13 protein-coding genes are annotated in these 15,532 nt (G+C 61.6%); 9 read left to right on the top strand and 4 right to left on the bottom strand.

Features of this window, described 5'->3' with window-relative positions; all coding sequences use genetic code 11:
- Positions 1-263 precede the first annotated feature (263 nt).
- The 4 genes from GST84_04805 (at position 264) to GST84_04790 (ending at position 4,051) form a co-directional block, all read left to right on the top strand.
- Positions 264-1,073: a helix-turn-helix domain-containing protein gene (locus tag GST84_04805; GenBank protein XGB15707.1), complete on the top strand. Its 810-nt coding sequence runs from the start codon at positions 264-266 to the stop codon at positions 1,071-1,073.
- A 64-nt stretch (positions 1,074-1,137) separates the two neighbouring features.
- Positions 1,138-2,544: an FAD-dependent oxidoreductase gene (locus tag GST84_04800; GenBank protein XGB11711.1), complete on the top strand. Its 1,407-nt coding sequence runs from the start codon at positions 1,138-1,140 to the stop codon at positions 2,542-2,544.
- A 33-nt stretch (positions 2,545-2,577) separates the two neighbouring features.
- On the top strand, positions 2,578-2,919 hold the full coding sequence (locus GST84_04795; protein XGB11710.1) for a DUF861 domain-containing protein: 342 nt from the start codon (positions 2,578-2,580) through the stop codon (positions 2,917-2,919).
- A 52-nt stretch (positions 2,920-2,971) separates the two neighbouring features.
- Complete coding sequence (locus GST84_04790; GenBank protein XGB11709.1) at positions 2,972-4,051, top strand: extracellular solute-binding protein; 1,080 nt, start codon at positions 2,972-2,974, stop codon at positions 4,049-4,051.
- 117 nt (positions 4,052-4,168) lie between these two features.
- Here the strand turns inward: GST84_04790 and GST84_04785 are convergent, their stop codons facing one another.
- Positions 4,169-5,752 carry a peptide chain release factor 3 gene (locus tag GST84_04785; protein ID XGB11708.1) on the bottom strand — a complete coding sequence of 528 codons (1,584 nt, stop codon included), beginning with the start codon at positions 5,750-5,752 and terminating at the stop codon, positions 4,169-4,171.
- 557 nt (positions 5,753-6,309) lie between these two features.
- Here GST84_04785 and GST84_04780 point away from each other — a divergent pair.
- Genes GST84_04780 through GST84_04765 form a run of 4 tightly spaced genes read left to right on the top strand, consistent with a single transcriptional unit; the run spans position 6,310 to position 9,755 of the window.
- Positions 6,310-7,023 carry an ABC transporter permease subunit gene (locus tag GST84_04780; protein XGB11707.1) on the top strand — a complete coding sequence of 238 codons (714 nt, stop codon included), beginning with the start codon at positions 6,310-6,312 and terminating at the stop codon, positions 7,021-7,023.
- 13 nt (positions 7,024-7,036) lie between these two features.
- Positions 7,037-7,951, top strand: a complete 915-nt coding sequence (locus tag GST84_04775; GenBank protein ID XGB11706.1) for a glycine/betaine ABC transporter substrate-binding protein — start codon at positions 7,037-7,039, stop codon at positions 7,949-7,951.
- Positions 7,948-8,601 carry an ABC transporter permease subunit gene (locus GST84_04770; protein XGB11705.1) on the top strand — a complete coding sequence of 218 codons (654 nt, stop codon included), beginning with the start codon at positions 7,948-7,950 and terminating at the stop codon, positions 8,599-8,601. The genes GST84_04775 and GST84_04770 overlap by 4 nt, the downstream gene beginning before the upstream one ends.
- Positions 8,598-9,755 carry a betaine/proline/choline family ABC transporter ATP-binding protein gene (locus GST84_04765; GenBank protein ID XGB11704.1) on the top strand — a complete coding sequence of 386 codons (1,158 nt, stop codon included), beginning with the start codon at positions 8,598-8,600 and terminating at the stop codon, positions 9,753-9,755. The genes GST84_04770 and GST84_04765 overlap by 4 nt, the downstream gene beginning before the upstream one ends.
- A 96-nt stretch (positions 9,756-9,851) precedes the next feature.
- Here GST84_04765 and GST84_04760 read toward each other — a convergent pair whose 3' ends face one another.
- From GST84_04760 to GST84_04750, 3 genes are all read right to left on the bottom strand, one after another.
- Positions 9,852-12,281, bottom strand: coding sequence for a TonB-dependent siderophore receptor (locus GST84_04760; protein ID XGB11703.1), 2,430 nt, complete (start codon positions 12,279-12,281; stop codon positions 9,852-9,854).
- A gap of 108 nt (positions 12,282-12,389) precedes the next feature.
- Positions 12,390-13,352 carry a DUF4880 domain-containing protein gene (locus GST84_04755; protein ID XGB11702.1) on the bottom strand — a complete coding sequence of 321 codons (963 nt, stop codon included), beginning with the start codon at positions 13,350-13,352 and terminating at the stop codon, positions 12,390-12,392.
- 20 nt (positions 13,353-13,372) lie between these two features.
- Complete coding sequence (locus GST84_04750; GenBank protein ID XGB11701.1) at positions 13,373-13,870, bottom strand: sigma-70 family RNA polymerase sigma factor; 498 nt, start codon at positions 13,868-13,870, stop codon at positions 13,373-13,375.
- Between the two features lie 494 nt (positions 13,871-14,364).
- Between GST84_04750 and GST84_04745 the strand changes: the two genes are divergently transcribed.
- On the top strand, positions 14,365-15,528 hold the full coding sequence (locus tag GST84_04745) for a type III PLP-dependent enzyme (protein XGB11700.1): 1,164 nt from the start codon (positions 14,365-14,367) through the stop codon (positions 15,526-15,528).
- Positions 15,529-15,532: the final 4 nt, after the last annotated feature.

Below are 15,532 nucleotides of genomic sequence, written 5' to 3'. Positions count from 1 at the left end.
GCGGCCCCCAAAAACTCAATGCATAAAGAACCAGATCAGAATGATCACCGGAATCGGCACCCCAATCATCCAAAGCAGTATCGAGCGCATGGCCTTTCTCCTTGTTCGATGGTGACAAGAAAGGTGCAGCCGCCATGCCAGTTGTATCAAAAAACTACATTCATAAAAATCAAAGGCTTACCCTCCAAGCCGCCTGAGCAAACCGTGCAATATGCAGGATCCACGCCCTTGCACCTGGGTGTTCTGCAATGCACTATCCTCCCATGATCGCCACCACCCTCCCCGACGGCCCCGAGCAAACGCCGCTTACCGCCGAAATCGTGCTGCGCTACCACCTCTGCTGGAAGCACCGCGACCTCGACGGTGTCATGGCGCTCTACCACCCCGATATCCAGTACCACGACTTCTTTCAAAACCGCGTGCTCGGCCACCAGGAACTGCGCGACTACGTACGCGCCTGCCTGCCCCATGAAGCCGGCGAGGACATCGTCCACAGCGACCGTATCCGCGTCGATGGCTGCACCGCATTCATCCAGTATCAGGTCACGGTCCAAGGCGGCGACGGCCTGGTTGCGTTCCAGTCCAGCGAGGCGATCACCGTCAGGGACGGGCTGATCTGGCGGGTCAACGAATACGCCACATTGGTCCGCCAGAACGGCACAGGCCACGCCAACAGCGGCCCGCGCCCCGCCACCAGCCGCCTGGGCCTGTCGCCTCGGCAGTTGTCGACCATGGCCCAGGACCTGGAGCACTACTTCCAGCGTCAACGCCCCTACCTCGACCCGGAGCTCGACCTGCAACAGGTCGCCGACGCCAGCGGCTACAGCCGCAACCAGATTTCCTACCTGCTCAACCAGGTGCTGGGGCAAAGCTTCTACCGCTACGTCAACCAGGCACGCCTGCAGCACCTGATGGCCAGCCTCGGCGATGACAGCGTCGAGGCGACGATCGACGAGCTGGCCTTCAGTGCCGGCTTCAACTCGCTGTCGGCGTTCTACAAGTGCTTCCGTGAGCACACCGGGCTCACGCCCAAGGCCTACCTGAAGCAAATTTCCCTGCGTGCACGCACGTAAGACAGCTGCCCGCTGACACCACTACGATCGCCCACAGACCTTGACGGATGTGGAGCCGAACCCGATGCAACCCCTGCGCACGCTCAGCCTGTGGATGGACCAGCTCGACGAGCCGCTGTGCGCGCGCCCGGCACTGCGCAATAACCTCGACGTTGACGTGTGCATCATCGGTGCCGGCTATACCGGCCTTTGGACCGCGTACTACCTCAAGCGCCAGGCACCCCAGCTGAACATTGCGGTGATCGAAGCCCAAATCGCCGGCTTCGGCGCCTCCGGCCGAAATGGGGGCTGGCTGATGGGCAACCTGCTAGGCGAAGACCGCCTGCTCGGCACCCTCTCGCCGCAACAGCGCCGCGCCAGCATCGACCTGCTGCACGGCATCCCTGATGAAGTGCATCGCGTGTTGCAAAGCGAAGGCATCGACTGTGACTACCGCAAAGGCGGCGTGCTGTATTGCGCGGCGCGCTACCCGGAGCAGGAACGCAGCCTGCGCGCCTACCTCGCCGACTTGTATCGCCAAGGCATGACCGAGGACGACTACCGCTGGCTGAGCCCCGAGCAGTTGGGGAGCCAACTGCGGGTCAGCAATGCGTTTGGAGCCATTTACAGCCCGCACACGGCGACCATCCAGCCAGCCAAGCTGGTGCGCGGCCTTGCCCGGGCAGTAGAGGCGCTGGGCGTATCGATCTACGAAAACACCCCGGCCATCGACTGGCAGCCGAGCGAGGTGCGCACCCCGCTGGCACAGATTCGCTGCCAGTGGATGGTGCCTGCCGTGGAGGGTTACGCCGCCAGCCTGCCGCCACTGGGCAAACACCAATTGCCGGTACAGAGCCTGCTGGTGGCCACCGAGCCGCTGCCGGAGGCTACCTGGGAGCAGATTGGCCTGAGCCAGGGCCAAGCCTTCAGTGAAAGCAGCCGCCAGGTCACCTATGGCCAGCGTACCGCCGACAATCGCCTGGTCTTCGGTGCCCGCGGTGGCTACCGCTTCGGTGGGCGCCTGCGCGAAAACTTCAACCTCGACGAACATGAAATCGAACTGCGCCGCTACCTGTTCGGCGAACTGTTCCCGCAGCTCAAACAGGTACGCATCACTCATACATGGGGCGGCAACCTCGGCATGGCGCGACGCTTCCGCCCACACATGCTCTGCGACCGCCAGCGCGGCATCGCCCTTGCCGGCGGCTACGGCGGCGAAGGCGTGGGGGCTACCAACCTGGGTGGGCGCACCCTGGCGGCGCTGATCCTCAACCAGCAAAACGAACTGACAGCACAACCCTGGGTGCTCGACAACCGCCCGCTATCGAGCCTGGCCAGCTGGCCTCCCGAGCCCTGCCGCTGGCTGGGCTACAACGCGATCATCCAGAGCTTCGTCCACGAGGACCGGACCCTCGCCAACCCCGCCAGCGCGCCGTGGAGGCGGCGCCTGGCCATATCGCTTGCGGACTTCATGGAAGGCTTCATGCACTGACTTCCCTTATCACTCGTACAGGATCCACCGGTCATGAGCATCACCCAGTTCAAGAACACAGAGTTTGCTGTGCTCGACAGCTCCAACCCGGTCGCGGTACCGCTCGGCGAACCCGTGGCAGTCACGTCAGTCACCTGCGTGGAGCGCAGCGATGGCGTCGAAACCGGCATCTGGGAATGCACCCCAGGGCGCTGGCGGCGGCAGATCGTGCAACAGGAGTTCTGCCATTTCATCAAGGGCCGCTGCACGTTCACCCCCGACGGTGGCGAGCCCCTGGTCATAGAAGCCGGAGACGCATTGATGCTACCGGCCAACAGCACCGGCACCTGGGACATCCAGGAGACCGTGCGCAAGACCTACGTGCTTGTTTTCTGATCCGCTGATCGCCTGCCTTCGATAACAACAGACAAAGCAAGGTAAACCCGACATGCGCACCTTCCTCCTCGCCCCTCTGATGCTGGCCGCCAGCGTGGCCAGCGCCGCTGAAACGGTGAAGATCTACAACTGGTCCAGCTACGTGGCCCCCGATACGTTGAAGAACTTCCAGCAAGCCAGCGGCATCGTGCCCACCTACGACGTGTACGACAGCAATGAAACCCTCGATGGCAAGCTGATGACCGGCAATTCCGGCTACGACGTGGTGTTCCCCTCCAACCACTTCATGGCCCGGCAGATCCAGGGCAAGGCCTTGAAGCGCCTGGACAAGTCGCAGTTACCCAACTGGCACAACCTCAACCCGGTGCTGCTCAAGGCGCTGGAGGTGAACGACCCGGGCAACCAGTACGGTTTCCCGTACCTGTGGGGCAGTACCGGCATTGGCTACAACATCGACAAGGTCAAGGCGGTACTCGGCGACAACGCGCCCGTGGATTCCTGGGACCTGATCTTCAAGCCCGAGTACATGAGCAAGCTGAAAAGCTGTGGGGTCGCGGTGCTGGACAATGGCCCCGAACTGCTGCCGATCGCCCTGCACTACCTGGGCTTGCCCCATCACAGCCAAGACCCCAAGGACTACGAGAAGGCCAAGGAGTTGCTGATGAAGGTGCGGCCGTACATCAGCTATTTCCACTCGTCCAAGTACACGGGCGACCTGGCCAACGGCGATATCTGCGTGGTGGTGGGGTTCTCAGGGGATGTGCTGCAGGCGAAGAACCGCGCCGACGAGGCGAACAATGGCGTGAAGGTGGGCTATTCGATACCCAAGGAGGGCGCGCCGATGTGGTTCGACATGGTCGCCATGCCCGTCGATGCGCCGGATGAAAAGGCCAGATATGCCTACATGAACTACCTGCTGCAGCCGGAAGTGATGGCCAACATCAGCAACCATGTGCAATACGCAAACGGCAACCTCAAGGCAGACGGGCTGGTGGACCCGGCGATGAAGGGTAATACGATGATTTACCCGAGCGACGAGGTGATGGGCAAGCTGTATGCGCTGGAGGCGATGCCGGCGAAGATCGACCGTATTCGTACGCGAATCTGGACCAGTATCAAAGCAGGGAACTGATTTCAGTCGTTACGACGTCCTTGTGGGAGCGGGTTTACCCGCGAATGCGGTGTTGACTCTACCGACGCATTCGCGGGTAAACCCGCTCCCACAGGGGTCAAGGGCAAGCTCTCGCGATCAGTGGTGCTCGCGGGTAGCGCGGAACTTGATATCCGGCCAGCGCTCTTCCATCAGCGCCAGGTTGACCCGGGTCGGCGCCAGGTAGGTCAGGTGACCGCCGCCGTCGATGGCCAGGTTTTCCATGGCCTTGGTCTGGAATTCCTCGAGTTTCTTCTTGTCATCGCAGCTGATCCAGCGCGCGGACCAGACGGTGATAGGCTCGTAGGCGCACTCGACCTTGTACTCTTCCTTCAGGCGGCTGGCGACCACGTCGAACTGCAGCACGCCGACCGCACCCAGGATGATGTCGTTGCTGCGCTCAGGGAAGAACACCTGAGTAGCACCTTCTTCGGCCAGCTGCTGCAGGCCTTGACGCAGTTGCTTGGATTTCAGCGGGTCTTTCAGGCGTACGCGGCGGAACAGCTCCGGCGCGAAGTGCGGAATACCGGTGAAGCCCAGCGCCTCGCCTTCGGTGAAGGTGTCGCCGATCTGGATGGTGCCGTGGTTGTGCAGGCCGATGATGTCACCGGCAAAGGCTTCTTCCAGCTGCTCACGCTCGGAGGAGAAGAACGTCAGCGCATCGCCGATACGCAGGTCTTTGTTCAAGCGCACGTGGCGCATTTTCATGCCTTTCTCGTACTTGCCCGAGCAGATGCGCATGAAGGCGATACGGTCGCGGTGTTTCGGGTCCATGTTCGCCTGGATCTTGAACACGAAGCCGGTGAACTTCTCTTCCACAGGCTCCACGGTACGCTCGTTGGCCACACGGCCAAGCGGACGTGGCGCCCAGTCGACCACGGCGTCGAGCACGTGGTCGACACCGAAGTTGCCCAGCGCAGTACCGAAGAACACCGGGGTCAGCTGACCGTTGATGAACTCTTCCTGGTTGAACTCGTGGCAGGCGCCCTGCACCAGTTCCAGTTGCTCGACGAACGCGTCGTACTGGTCGCCCAGGTGTGCGCGGGCTTCGTCCGAGTCCAGTTTCTGGATGATCTTGGCTTCGGTGCGCTCGTGGCCGTGGCCCGGTGTGTAGACGATGATGTAGTCGCCAGTGAGGTGGTACACACCCTTGAAGTCACGGTAGCAACCGATTGGCCAGGTGATTGGCGCGGCCTTGATCTTCAGAACGGCTTCGATCTCGTCGAGCAGTTCGATCGGGTCGCGGATGTCACGGTCGAGTTTGTTGATGAAGCTGACGATTGGCGTGTCGCGCAGCCGGCACACGTCCATCAGGGCGATGGTACGCGGCTCTACACCTTTACCGCCATCGAGCACCATCAGCGCCGAGTCCACCGCGGTCAGGGTGCGGTAGGTGTCTTCGGAGAAGTCTTCGTGGCCGGGGGTGTCGAGCAGGTTGATCATGTGCTCGCGATACGGGAACTGCATCACCGAGGTGGTGATGGAGATGCCGCGCTGCTTCTCCATTTCCATCCAGTCGGAGGTGGCATGGCGGTCGGACTTGCGCGACTTCACGGTACCGGCGACGGCAATGGCTTTGCCCATCAGCAACAGCTTCTCGGTGATGGTGGTCTTACCGGCGTCGGGGTGGGAAATGATTGCGAAAGTGCGGCGCTTCGCGACTTCGGCGGCCTGGTTGGTCATGGGAAATCGCCTGACTGGGGGATTTGAAAGGGGCAGTATCATACCTGAAGTTGGGCCTGGACCAAAATCTGCCGAATGAATGGCGCCCGTGCCGGCCTCTTCGCGGGTAAACCCGCTCCCACAGGTACGACACAGGATTCGAATGCGGTGCAGTCTGTGTAGGAGCGGGTTTACCCGCGAAGAGGCCGGCATAGACAAAAGAAATCCAACAGGCAATCGCTTTATCACGACAAATGACCAAAGCGCAGTTATTTCAACGCCTGCAGCACATTAAGTCGCTGTTTTTTCTCGCCAAAAATCCTGCCACCCAGTGATTAACGCTGGTCAAATGCTGCCTCAGATGGGAACCTTGACACCCATGGAGACGTCCACTCCCCTGCAAACCGCTTCGGTTGGGGACTGGTTTCATCAGCATTTTCGGGCCCGACGGGGTTCGGCTCATGGCCTGATCGCAGCCCTCGGCTTGCCTCACGCTGCTACTCGCGAACACACCACCCGCCGCCAGGACTGGCCGGCAACCAAGAAGTGTGCTCGCCGACTACACAAGGAGTCCACCTGTGGCAAAACGCTACGGTTCGGGGCTGTTGGGATGGGCCGCCGTGCTCGTCATCCTGGCCCTGCTGGTCCACTGGATCGGCATCGACACGATCGCGCGTTATCGCGACGATCTTGGGTTCTACCTGCAAGCGCACCTGGTATTGGTGCTGGCTTCGATGGCGGCGGCGCTGGCCGTGGGCATCCCCGCCGGCATTGCGTTAAGTCGACCGCACCGGGTCGACAAAGCCGAGCGCTTCATGCAGTTCTTCAACGTTGGCAACACCATTCCCCCTCTGGCCGTTCTGGCCATCGCCCTGAGTATCCTGGGCATCGGAGCCGGGCCTGCGATCTTCGCGCTATTCCTCGCCTCCCTCCTGCCCATTGTGCGCAACACCTACGAAGGCCTGAAAAACGTCCCTGCCTCGCTCAAGGAAGCCGCCACCGGCATTGGCATGACCCCGCGCCAGCAACTCTGGCAAGTGGAACTGCCCAACGCCGTGCCGATCATCGTCGGCGGCGTACGCGTGGCCCTGGCACTGAATGTGGGTACCGCACCGCTGGCGTTCCTGATCGGCGCCAACAGCCTGGGCAGCCTGATCTTCCCCGGCATCGCCCTGAACAACCAGCCACAACTGCTGCTGGGTGCCGCCTGCACCGCACTGCTGGCACTGGTGCTGGATGCGGCGGTGAGTTTCTCCAGCAAGCGCTGGCTGGAACGCGGCCTGGTCGAATAAGGATAGGAAACGTATGAAGAAGAGAATCGCCTTGCTACTGGGCGCGGCCTTGCTGTACGCAGGATTTGCCCAGGCAGCGGAAAAACCGCTGATCCGCATCGGCGCGCGGGTGTTCACCGAACAGACCGTGCTCGCCGAAATCACCGCGCAATACCTGCGCGCCAACGGCTTCGATGTGCGTGTCATCGGCGGGCTTGGCAGCAGCCTCGCACGCCAGGCTCAGGAAACCGGCCAGCTCGACCTGATGTGGGAATACACCGGTGTGTCGCTGGTGTCGTACAACCACATCGAAGAGCGCATGCCCAGCGCCGAGGCCACCTACGCCAAGGTCAAGGAGCTGGATGCCAAAAAAGACCTGATCTGGCTGACCCCGTCGAAATTCAGCAACACCTATGCCCTCGGCTTGCCGAAGCAGGTCGCCGAGGCCTACCCGCAGATCAACTCGATCAGCGACCTCAACCAGGTGCTGCGCGACGAGAGCAAGCGTAATCACCTGGTGGCCCTGGACACCGAGTTCGCCAACCGCCCCGACGGCCTGGTAGGCCTGCGCGAAATGTATGACCTGCCGCTGAGCCGGCGCAACATCCGCCAGATGGACGCCGGGCTGGTGTACACCGCCATGCGCAACAATCAGGTGTTCGCCGGCCTGGTGTATACCACCGACGGCCGCCTGGACGCTTTCGACCTCAAGCTGCTGGAAGACGACAAACACTACTTCCCCGACTACACCGCCGCGCCGGTGGTGCGCAAAGCCACGCTCGACGCCAACCCGCAGCTGGCTGGCCTGCTCAAGCCGCTAGCCGAGCAACTGGATGACCAAACCATGCGCCAGCTCAACGCCAAGGTCGATGTCGAGCACCAGAACCCCACTGCCGTGGCCGCAGACTTCCTGCGCAAGCACCCACTGAACAGCGAGGGCCAGCCATGAACCTGATCGATACCTTCAGCCACCTGGACTGGGCCCAGGTGCTGCATCTGACCTGGCAGCACATCATGCTGGTAGGCGTTGCCGTGGGCCTGGCGATTCTGGTCGGGGTGCCGCTGGGCATCCTCATGACCCGTTTTCCGGCCCTCGCAGGCCCGCTGCAGGCAAGCGCCACGGTGCTGCTGACCATCCCCTCGATTGCCCTGTTCGGCCTGCTGTTGCCGTTCTACTCCAAGTTCGGCCAGGGCCTGGGGCCGATGCCAGCGATCACTGCGGTGTTCCTGTACTCGCTGCTGCCGATCCTGCGCAACACCTACCTGGCCCTGACCAATGTCGAGCCCGGCATCCGTGAAGCCGCACGCGGAATAGGCATGACCTTCGGTCAGCGCCTGCGCATGGTCGAACTGCCCATCGCCGTACCGGTCATCCTCGCCGGTGTACGCACCGCCGTGGTCATGAACATCGGTGTCATGACCATTGCTGCCACCATCGGCGCCGGCGGCCTGGGTGTGCTCATCCTCACCTCCATCAGCCGCAGCGACATGTCGATGCTGCTGATCGGCGCCTTGCTGGTGAGCCTGTTGGCAATCATCGCCGACCTGCTGCTGCAAACCCTGCAACGTGCCCTGACTCCAGAAGGACTGCGCTCATGATCGAACTGAAGAACCTCAGCAAAACCTTCAACGTCAACGGCAAGGACGTCAAAGCCGTCGACTCGGTAAGCCTCACCGTCAACGAAGGGGAAATCTGCGTGTTCCTCGGCCCCTCGGGCTGTGGCAAGAGCACCACGCTGAAAATGATCAACCGCCTGATCACGCCCACCTCGGGCCAAGTGTTCATCAATGGCGAAGACACCACCGGGTTGGACGAAGTCACCCTGCGCCGGCACATCGGCTATGTGATCCAGCAAATCGGTTTGTTTCCCAACATGACCATCGAAGAAAACATCACCGTGGTGCCACGCTTGCTCGGCTGGGACAAGCAGAAATGCCACGAACGCGCCCTCGAGCTGATGCACATGATCAAGCTCGAACCCAAGCAGTACCTGCAACGCTACCCGCGCGAGCTGTCCGGCGGCCAGCAACAGCGTATCGGCGTGATTCGTGCCCTGGCAGCAGATGCACCCGTGCTGTTGATGGACGAACCGTTCGGCGCGGTCGACCCGATCAACCGCGAGATGATCCAGAACGAGTTCTTCGAAATGCAGCGGGCGCTGAAAAAGACGGTGATCATGGTCAGCCACGACATCGACGAAGCGATCAAACTGGGCGACAAAATTGCCATCTTCCGTGCCGGCAAGCTGTTGCAACTGGACCATCCGGACACCTTGCTGGCCCACCCGGCGGATGATTTCGTCAGCAACTTCGTGGGCCAGGACAGCACGCTCAAGCGCCTGTTGCTGGTGCGTGCCGAGGATGCCGCGGACAACGCGCCGTCGGTGAGCCCGCAAACGCCTGTGAGCGATGCGCTGGAGCTGCTTGATGAACACGACCGCCGCTACGTGGTGGTGACCGATGCGCAAAACAAGGCGCTGGGCTATGTACGCCGACGCGACATGCACCGCCAGCAAGGGACGTGTGGCGATTTCCTGCGGCCGTTCAATGCCACGGCGTCGCACGATGAGCATTTGCGCATCCTGTTGTCGCGCATGTACGAGTTCAACCGCGCGTGGTTGCCAGTGCTGGATGCCGAGCAGGTGTTCTTGGGCGAGGTGACGCAGGAGTCGATTGCGGCGTACCTGAGCTCGGGGAGGTCGCGGGGGGCGAAGACCAGTATCGTTTCGCCGGCCGAGGCGGTGGTTTCGTAAGCGTTGGGGGGCTTTGCGCCCCTTCGCGGGTAAACCCGCTCCTACAAGAGCGGGTTTACCTGCGAAGGGCCGCAAAGCGGCCCCGGTAATCTCGGATCAAAACCCAACACTGGCCTGCACATAGAAGGTCCGCGGTTCACCCACGTAAAGGCCGGCATTGTTGTCGCTCGAACGTGTGAAGTACTGCTTGTCGAACAGGTTCTTCACCCCCGCCGCCAGCTTCAAATTGGACCACTGCGGCCCGAATTCATAACCACCACGGGCATGCCAGGTCACGTAGCCCGGTATATCGCCATACCGCCCGTCGGCACTCGGCTCGGTGATGTAGTCGCCATTGAAACTGCCATCGGCATTGATTCCGGTGCCGGGTGCGCGCTGCCTGGATTGGGCGTAGGCATCCAGGTTCCAGGTCCAGCGGTTGACCGCGTAACGCACCCCGGCAGTGGCCACCTGGCGTGAATAGAACGGCAGGTCTCGGCCCTTGAACCCTGGGATATCCCCTTCATAGGTCGCGCGGGTATAGGTGTAGCCACCGCTCACCGACAGCCCGTCCAGGCGCGGGTCCAGCCCGGCCAGGTCATAACGCACCGAAGCCTCGATGCCCTGGTGCTTGGTCGCACCGAGGTTGGTCCAGCCCACGTCGTTGCTGATGTACTGCAGCTCATCATCGAAGTCGATGTAGAACGCCGTCAGCTCACCGGCAAAGCTGCCATTGTCATAACGGGTACCGATTTCGTAGGTCTTGGCTTTTTCCGGCTCAAGGCCATTGGCCGTACTGTTGCCAGAACCGCCCTGGCCCAGCTGGAAGTACTGCAGGCTACCGAACGAGGTTTCGTAGTTGGCGAACACCTTCCAGGCATCGGAAACGTGGTACATCACGCTCAACGCCGGCAAAGGCTCGTTGCTGGTGATGCTGCGCTTCTTCTCGGCTACCGGAAGGTTGTTGGCGCCCAGCACCGGGCGGTCGCGCCAGTCGGTATTGATATGCTCGAAACGCACGCCAGGGGTGATGGTCCAGTTGCCCACGTCGATCTTGTCGTCGATGTAGTAGGCGCTGGCCTCGGTGCCGCCGCTGCGGTCCTGGAACACGTGGCCGTCGGAAGTCGGGGTCTCCGTCGGCACGTTGTCGATCAGCGCCAGCCGAGTCGTCTGTTCGCGCATCGCTTCCTTCAGGTAACGGTAACCGACACTGACTTCCTGGGTGGTTGGGCCGGCAAAGAAGATGCGCGACACACGGGGTTCGATGGCGAAGGTGTGGTAGTTGCGCGGGTACGACGACAACGTCTTCATGTCCCGCGAAGCTATTGTGCTACCGCGGAAGCTGTCGGTGTAGTAGGTCAGCACTTCGAACTGGGTGGCATCGTCGAGCTGCCGCTGCCATTTGAACGACACATCCTTGCGCCGGCCCGCGAAGTAGTCGTAATCGCGCAGCGACTGGTACGGGTTGCTGTCGTATTGGGCCTGGGTCAGGCCACCCGGCATGTCGGCACGGCCATCGTAATAATGGAAGTTGAGCCAGAACTCATCGACATCGGTTGGCGCCCAATGCGTCTTGAGGATAACGTCGTCGATGTCGTTGCCGTTGTTGCTTTCACGGTAACCGTTGCCATTCACCCCGGTGTACAACAGCGCCACGCCCATGCCATTGTCGGCCGTGCCACCGACGAAGGCTGACTCGGTGTGTTTCCAGCCACCGTGCTGGGAGGTCTCCAGGGTGGTGGACAGCTCTGCCGAGGCCTTTTGCGGAATCGCCCGGGTTACGAAATTGATCACACCACCCACGTTCTGCGGGCCGTAGCGCACCGAGCCGGCACCCCGCACGACGTCGATGCTGTCGAGGTTGCCAGAAGAAATCGGTGCCATCGACAGCTGTGGCTGGCCATACGGCGCGAAGGCGGCCGGGATGCCATCGATCAGTACCGTGGAGCGCGGCGACAGGCGCGAAGTAAGGCCGCGCACGCCCACGTTCAGCGACAGGTCGCTGCCACCGGTTCCGTTGGAGTCCTGCACTTGCACGCCAGGGATGCCGCGCAGCACGTCGCGCACGTTCATTGCGCCCTTCTCCACCATTGCCTCGCGGCGTACCACGGTGCGTGCCCCGGGATGGTTCTGTATCACGCTCTGCTGGGCATCACCCAGCCAGTCACCGACCACCTTGATGTCGGTGGGGGCCAGCTCCAGGCTGCCGCTGCCCAGGTCAAGGGTAGTCGGCAAAGGCTTCACCACAACGGTGTCCCCGGACATCTCGTAGGTGAGCCCGCTGCCTTGCAACAGCTGTTGCAGCGCCTGCACCGGCGCCAGGTAGCCCGATACCGCCGGGGCCTGTTTGCCGGCGACCAGCTCGGGGCTGAAAAACAGCTGCAGGCTGGTCTGCTGGCCGAGCTGGTTCAGCGCCGAACCCAACGGCTGGGCCTGGATGTGGAGGGCATTAGCGGCCTCTGCGGCCGGGCTGCCAACGGCCACAGTACTGACCGCCAGGGCCAGCGCCAGGGCGCGAAAGCGTGGGAGAGGTTTGTTGTTGTTCACGTCGTCGAAACATCCTGGAATGCGGAATAAACGCCAACCGCGTGCAAATGGAAATGCTTGGCAGTTGCAGCTGGCGAGGAAGACGAACGAGTGAAAAAAAACCTGAATCTATTTGGCGATTATTTCGCTGGAGCCGTCTTCATGGGCTTTGATGGCCACCGGTAGAATGCTCGGCAAGGCCCGCAGCAGAGCGTCTGTATCGTTGGTACTGAAGGTACCGGACAGGCGCAGCCGGGCGACTTTCCCAGGGGCGACCCGCAATGTCTGGCGACGGTAGCGCGAGGTTTCGGCCACTACTTCGGCGAGGGTTGCGTTGTCGAACACCAGCTTGCCCTGTCGCCATGCGGTCATGGCGCCGGTGTTGACCGCATAGGGTGCGGCGACCAGGCCCTGTGCATCTATATGCGACCCCTGCCCGGCCGACAGTTGCGCCGGCGAGTCGCCCTTGCCCTGCACCCGCACCGACCCCTGCTCCACCGCCACACGGGTGCTGGCTGGGTCAAGGCGGACGTCAAAGCGGGTACCTGTGACGACCACACTGCCCTGGGCAGTGTCGACCACAAACGGCCGGTTACTGTCATGGGCGACGCTGAACATCACTTCACCGGCGTTCAGGCGCACGTGCCGCCGGCCGGCGCTGAACTCGACCTGCAACTGCGTGTTGCCATTGAGCTCAAGATGCGAGCCATCCGGCAGTTCGACCTGACGGCGCTCATTGAAGGCCGTCTGCAGGCTGCCTTGATGGTTCAGTTGCAGGTGGTGCCAGCCGCCCCAGCCCAGGCCCAGCGCCACTACCGCGACACTGGCGGCCAACGCCTGGCGCATGAAACGCCGTCGTGGCAGCTGCTGCACCGGGTCTCGCTGGCACAGCGCCTCCAGGCGCTGACGTGGAATGAAGTCGGCGGCCTGCCACACGCGGCAGAGATGCTCATATTCTTCCCGGTGGTGCTCGTCGCTCGCCAACCAGGCATGCAACTGCTTGTGCAGCCCGGCATCCCGAGGTGCATCCTGCACGCGGGCGAACCATGCGGCCGCCTGCTCGCGGACGGCATCGGTACCGTGCTGTTCCATCGAAAAGATCTCCTGACTCTTCATGCCGACACATCCAGGTGCTCACGCAGGTGCCGGAGCGTGCGGATCATATACTTTTCGACCATGTTCTTGCTCAACCCCATGCGCTCGGCAATCTCGGCCTGAGTCAGGCCTTCGAGCTTCTGCCAGATGAACACCTGCCGGCAGTTGAGAGGCAGCTCGGCCAGCGCCCGCTCAACGCTGTCGGCCAGCTCCAGGGCATGCACGTAGGCTTCCGGGTCGCCACTGCCGGTTGCGCCTTCTTCGAAGGCTTCCCGCTCCAGGGCCTGGCGTCGGTCTTCGCGACGGAAGCCATCCACAGCGATGTTGCGCGCAGCCTGATGCAGGTAGGCGCGTGGCTGCTCAACCTGCTCGCGCGGGGTTTCCAGTACCCGGACAAAGGCATCGTGGGTGAGGTCCTCGGCCTGCTGACGACTGCGTAGCTTGCGCGTCCAGGTGCCGATCAGCTCATGGTAGTGGTCGAGGAAGCCTTTGTGTCCGGACACGGTCGGGGTCATCAGGGAGGCAGATAAGGGTGCGAATAGTAATGTTTCGCATCAAAAGCAGCAAATCCGCCAGTCGGTAACAAAAAATTTATGGGCGATTTCCTGTACGGGGGTACCAGGAAAATGTGGCCATAAATATGAACACCTCCGGCCCTTTCGCGGGCAAGCCCGCTCCCACATTGAACGCGTATCCCCTGTGGGAGCGGGCTTGCCCGCGAAGGACCCAACACGCTCCATTCCACAATTTTTTACGCTTGAAACATCGCAGGGAACATCAGCCGGTCACACGAGTCGGTTATTCAAATGGCTGGTCGTCGATCCACGTCGATCACGCCCGGATTGCCTGTTGATTCTGCATTCTTCACGCCCTAAAGTGCGCGCCGAACGTCCATGCTGGAAACGATCCATCCGGCTCAAGTACTGAGTAGGCGAACCAAAGTGGGGATACGGAGGACGTTCAGTTTGCAGCCACTTAATCTTTCAGTTTGCCCATGGAGTCCCTGAGCATGTCGATCCAGGTCGAAGACTATTTCGCGCGTGAAACCTTCCAGAAAATGAAGGCGTTCGCTGACAAGCAGGAAACCCCGTTCGTACTCATCGACACCCAGATGATCAGCCAGGCGTATGACGACCTGCGCGCCGGTTTCGAATTTGCCAAGGTCTACTACGCGGTCAAGGCCAACCCGGCCGTGGAAATCATCGACCTGCTCAAAGAGAAAGGTTCGAGCTTCGACATCGCCTCGATCTACGAACTGGACAAAGTACTGGGCCGCGGTGTCAGCGCTGACCGTATCAGCTACGGCAACACCATCAAGAAGTCCAAGGACATCCGCTACTTCTACGAGAAGGGCGTGCGCCTGTACGCCACCGACTCGGAAGCCGACCTGCGCAACATCGCCAAGGCCGCACCGGGCTCGAAAGTGTATGTGCGCATTCTGACTGAAGGCTCCACCACTGCCGACTGGCCACTGTCCCGCAAGTTCGGCTGCCAGACCGACATGGCCATGGACCTGCTGATCCTCGCCCGCGACCTGGGCCTGGTTCCTTACGGTATCTCCTTCCACGTGGGTTCGCAGCAACGCGACATCAGCGTGTGGGACGCCGCCATCGCCAAGGTCAAGGTGATCTTCGAGCGCCTGAAAGAAGAAGACGGCATCGAACTGAAGCTGATCAACATGGGTGGTGGCTTCCCGGCCAACTACATCACCCGTACCAACAGCCTGGAAACCTACGCCGAAGAAATCATCCGCTTCCTCAAGGAAGACTTCGGTGACGAACTGCCGGAAATCATCCTCGAGCCTGGCCGTTCGCTGATCGCCAACGCCGGTATCCTGGTCAGCGAAGTGGTGCTGGTCGCACGCAAGTCGCGTACCGCCGTCGAGCGCTGGATCTACACCGACGTAGGCAAGTTCTCCGGCCTGATCGAAACCATGGACGAAGCCATCAAGTTCCCGATCTGGACCGAGAAAAAAGGCGAAGCCGAAGAAGTGGTCATCGCCGGCCCGACCTGCGACAGTGCCGACATCATGTACGAGAACTACAAGTACGGGCTGCCGCTGAACCTGGCCATCGGTGACCGCCTGTACTGGCTGTCGACCGGCGCCTACACCACCAGCTACAGCGCAGTGGAATTCAACGGCTTCCCGCCGCTGAAGGCTTACTACCTGTAATGCA

This window comes from Pseudomonas putida (assembly GCA_041879295.1).
Taxonomy (GTDB): Bacteria; Pseudomonadota; Gammaproteobacteria; order Pseudomonadales; family Pseudomonadaceae; genus Aquipseudomonas; species Aquipseudomonas putida_Y.
Note: the sequence above shows the minus strand (reverse complement) of the source record. Positions and strands in the feature narration are given on the sequence as shown.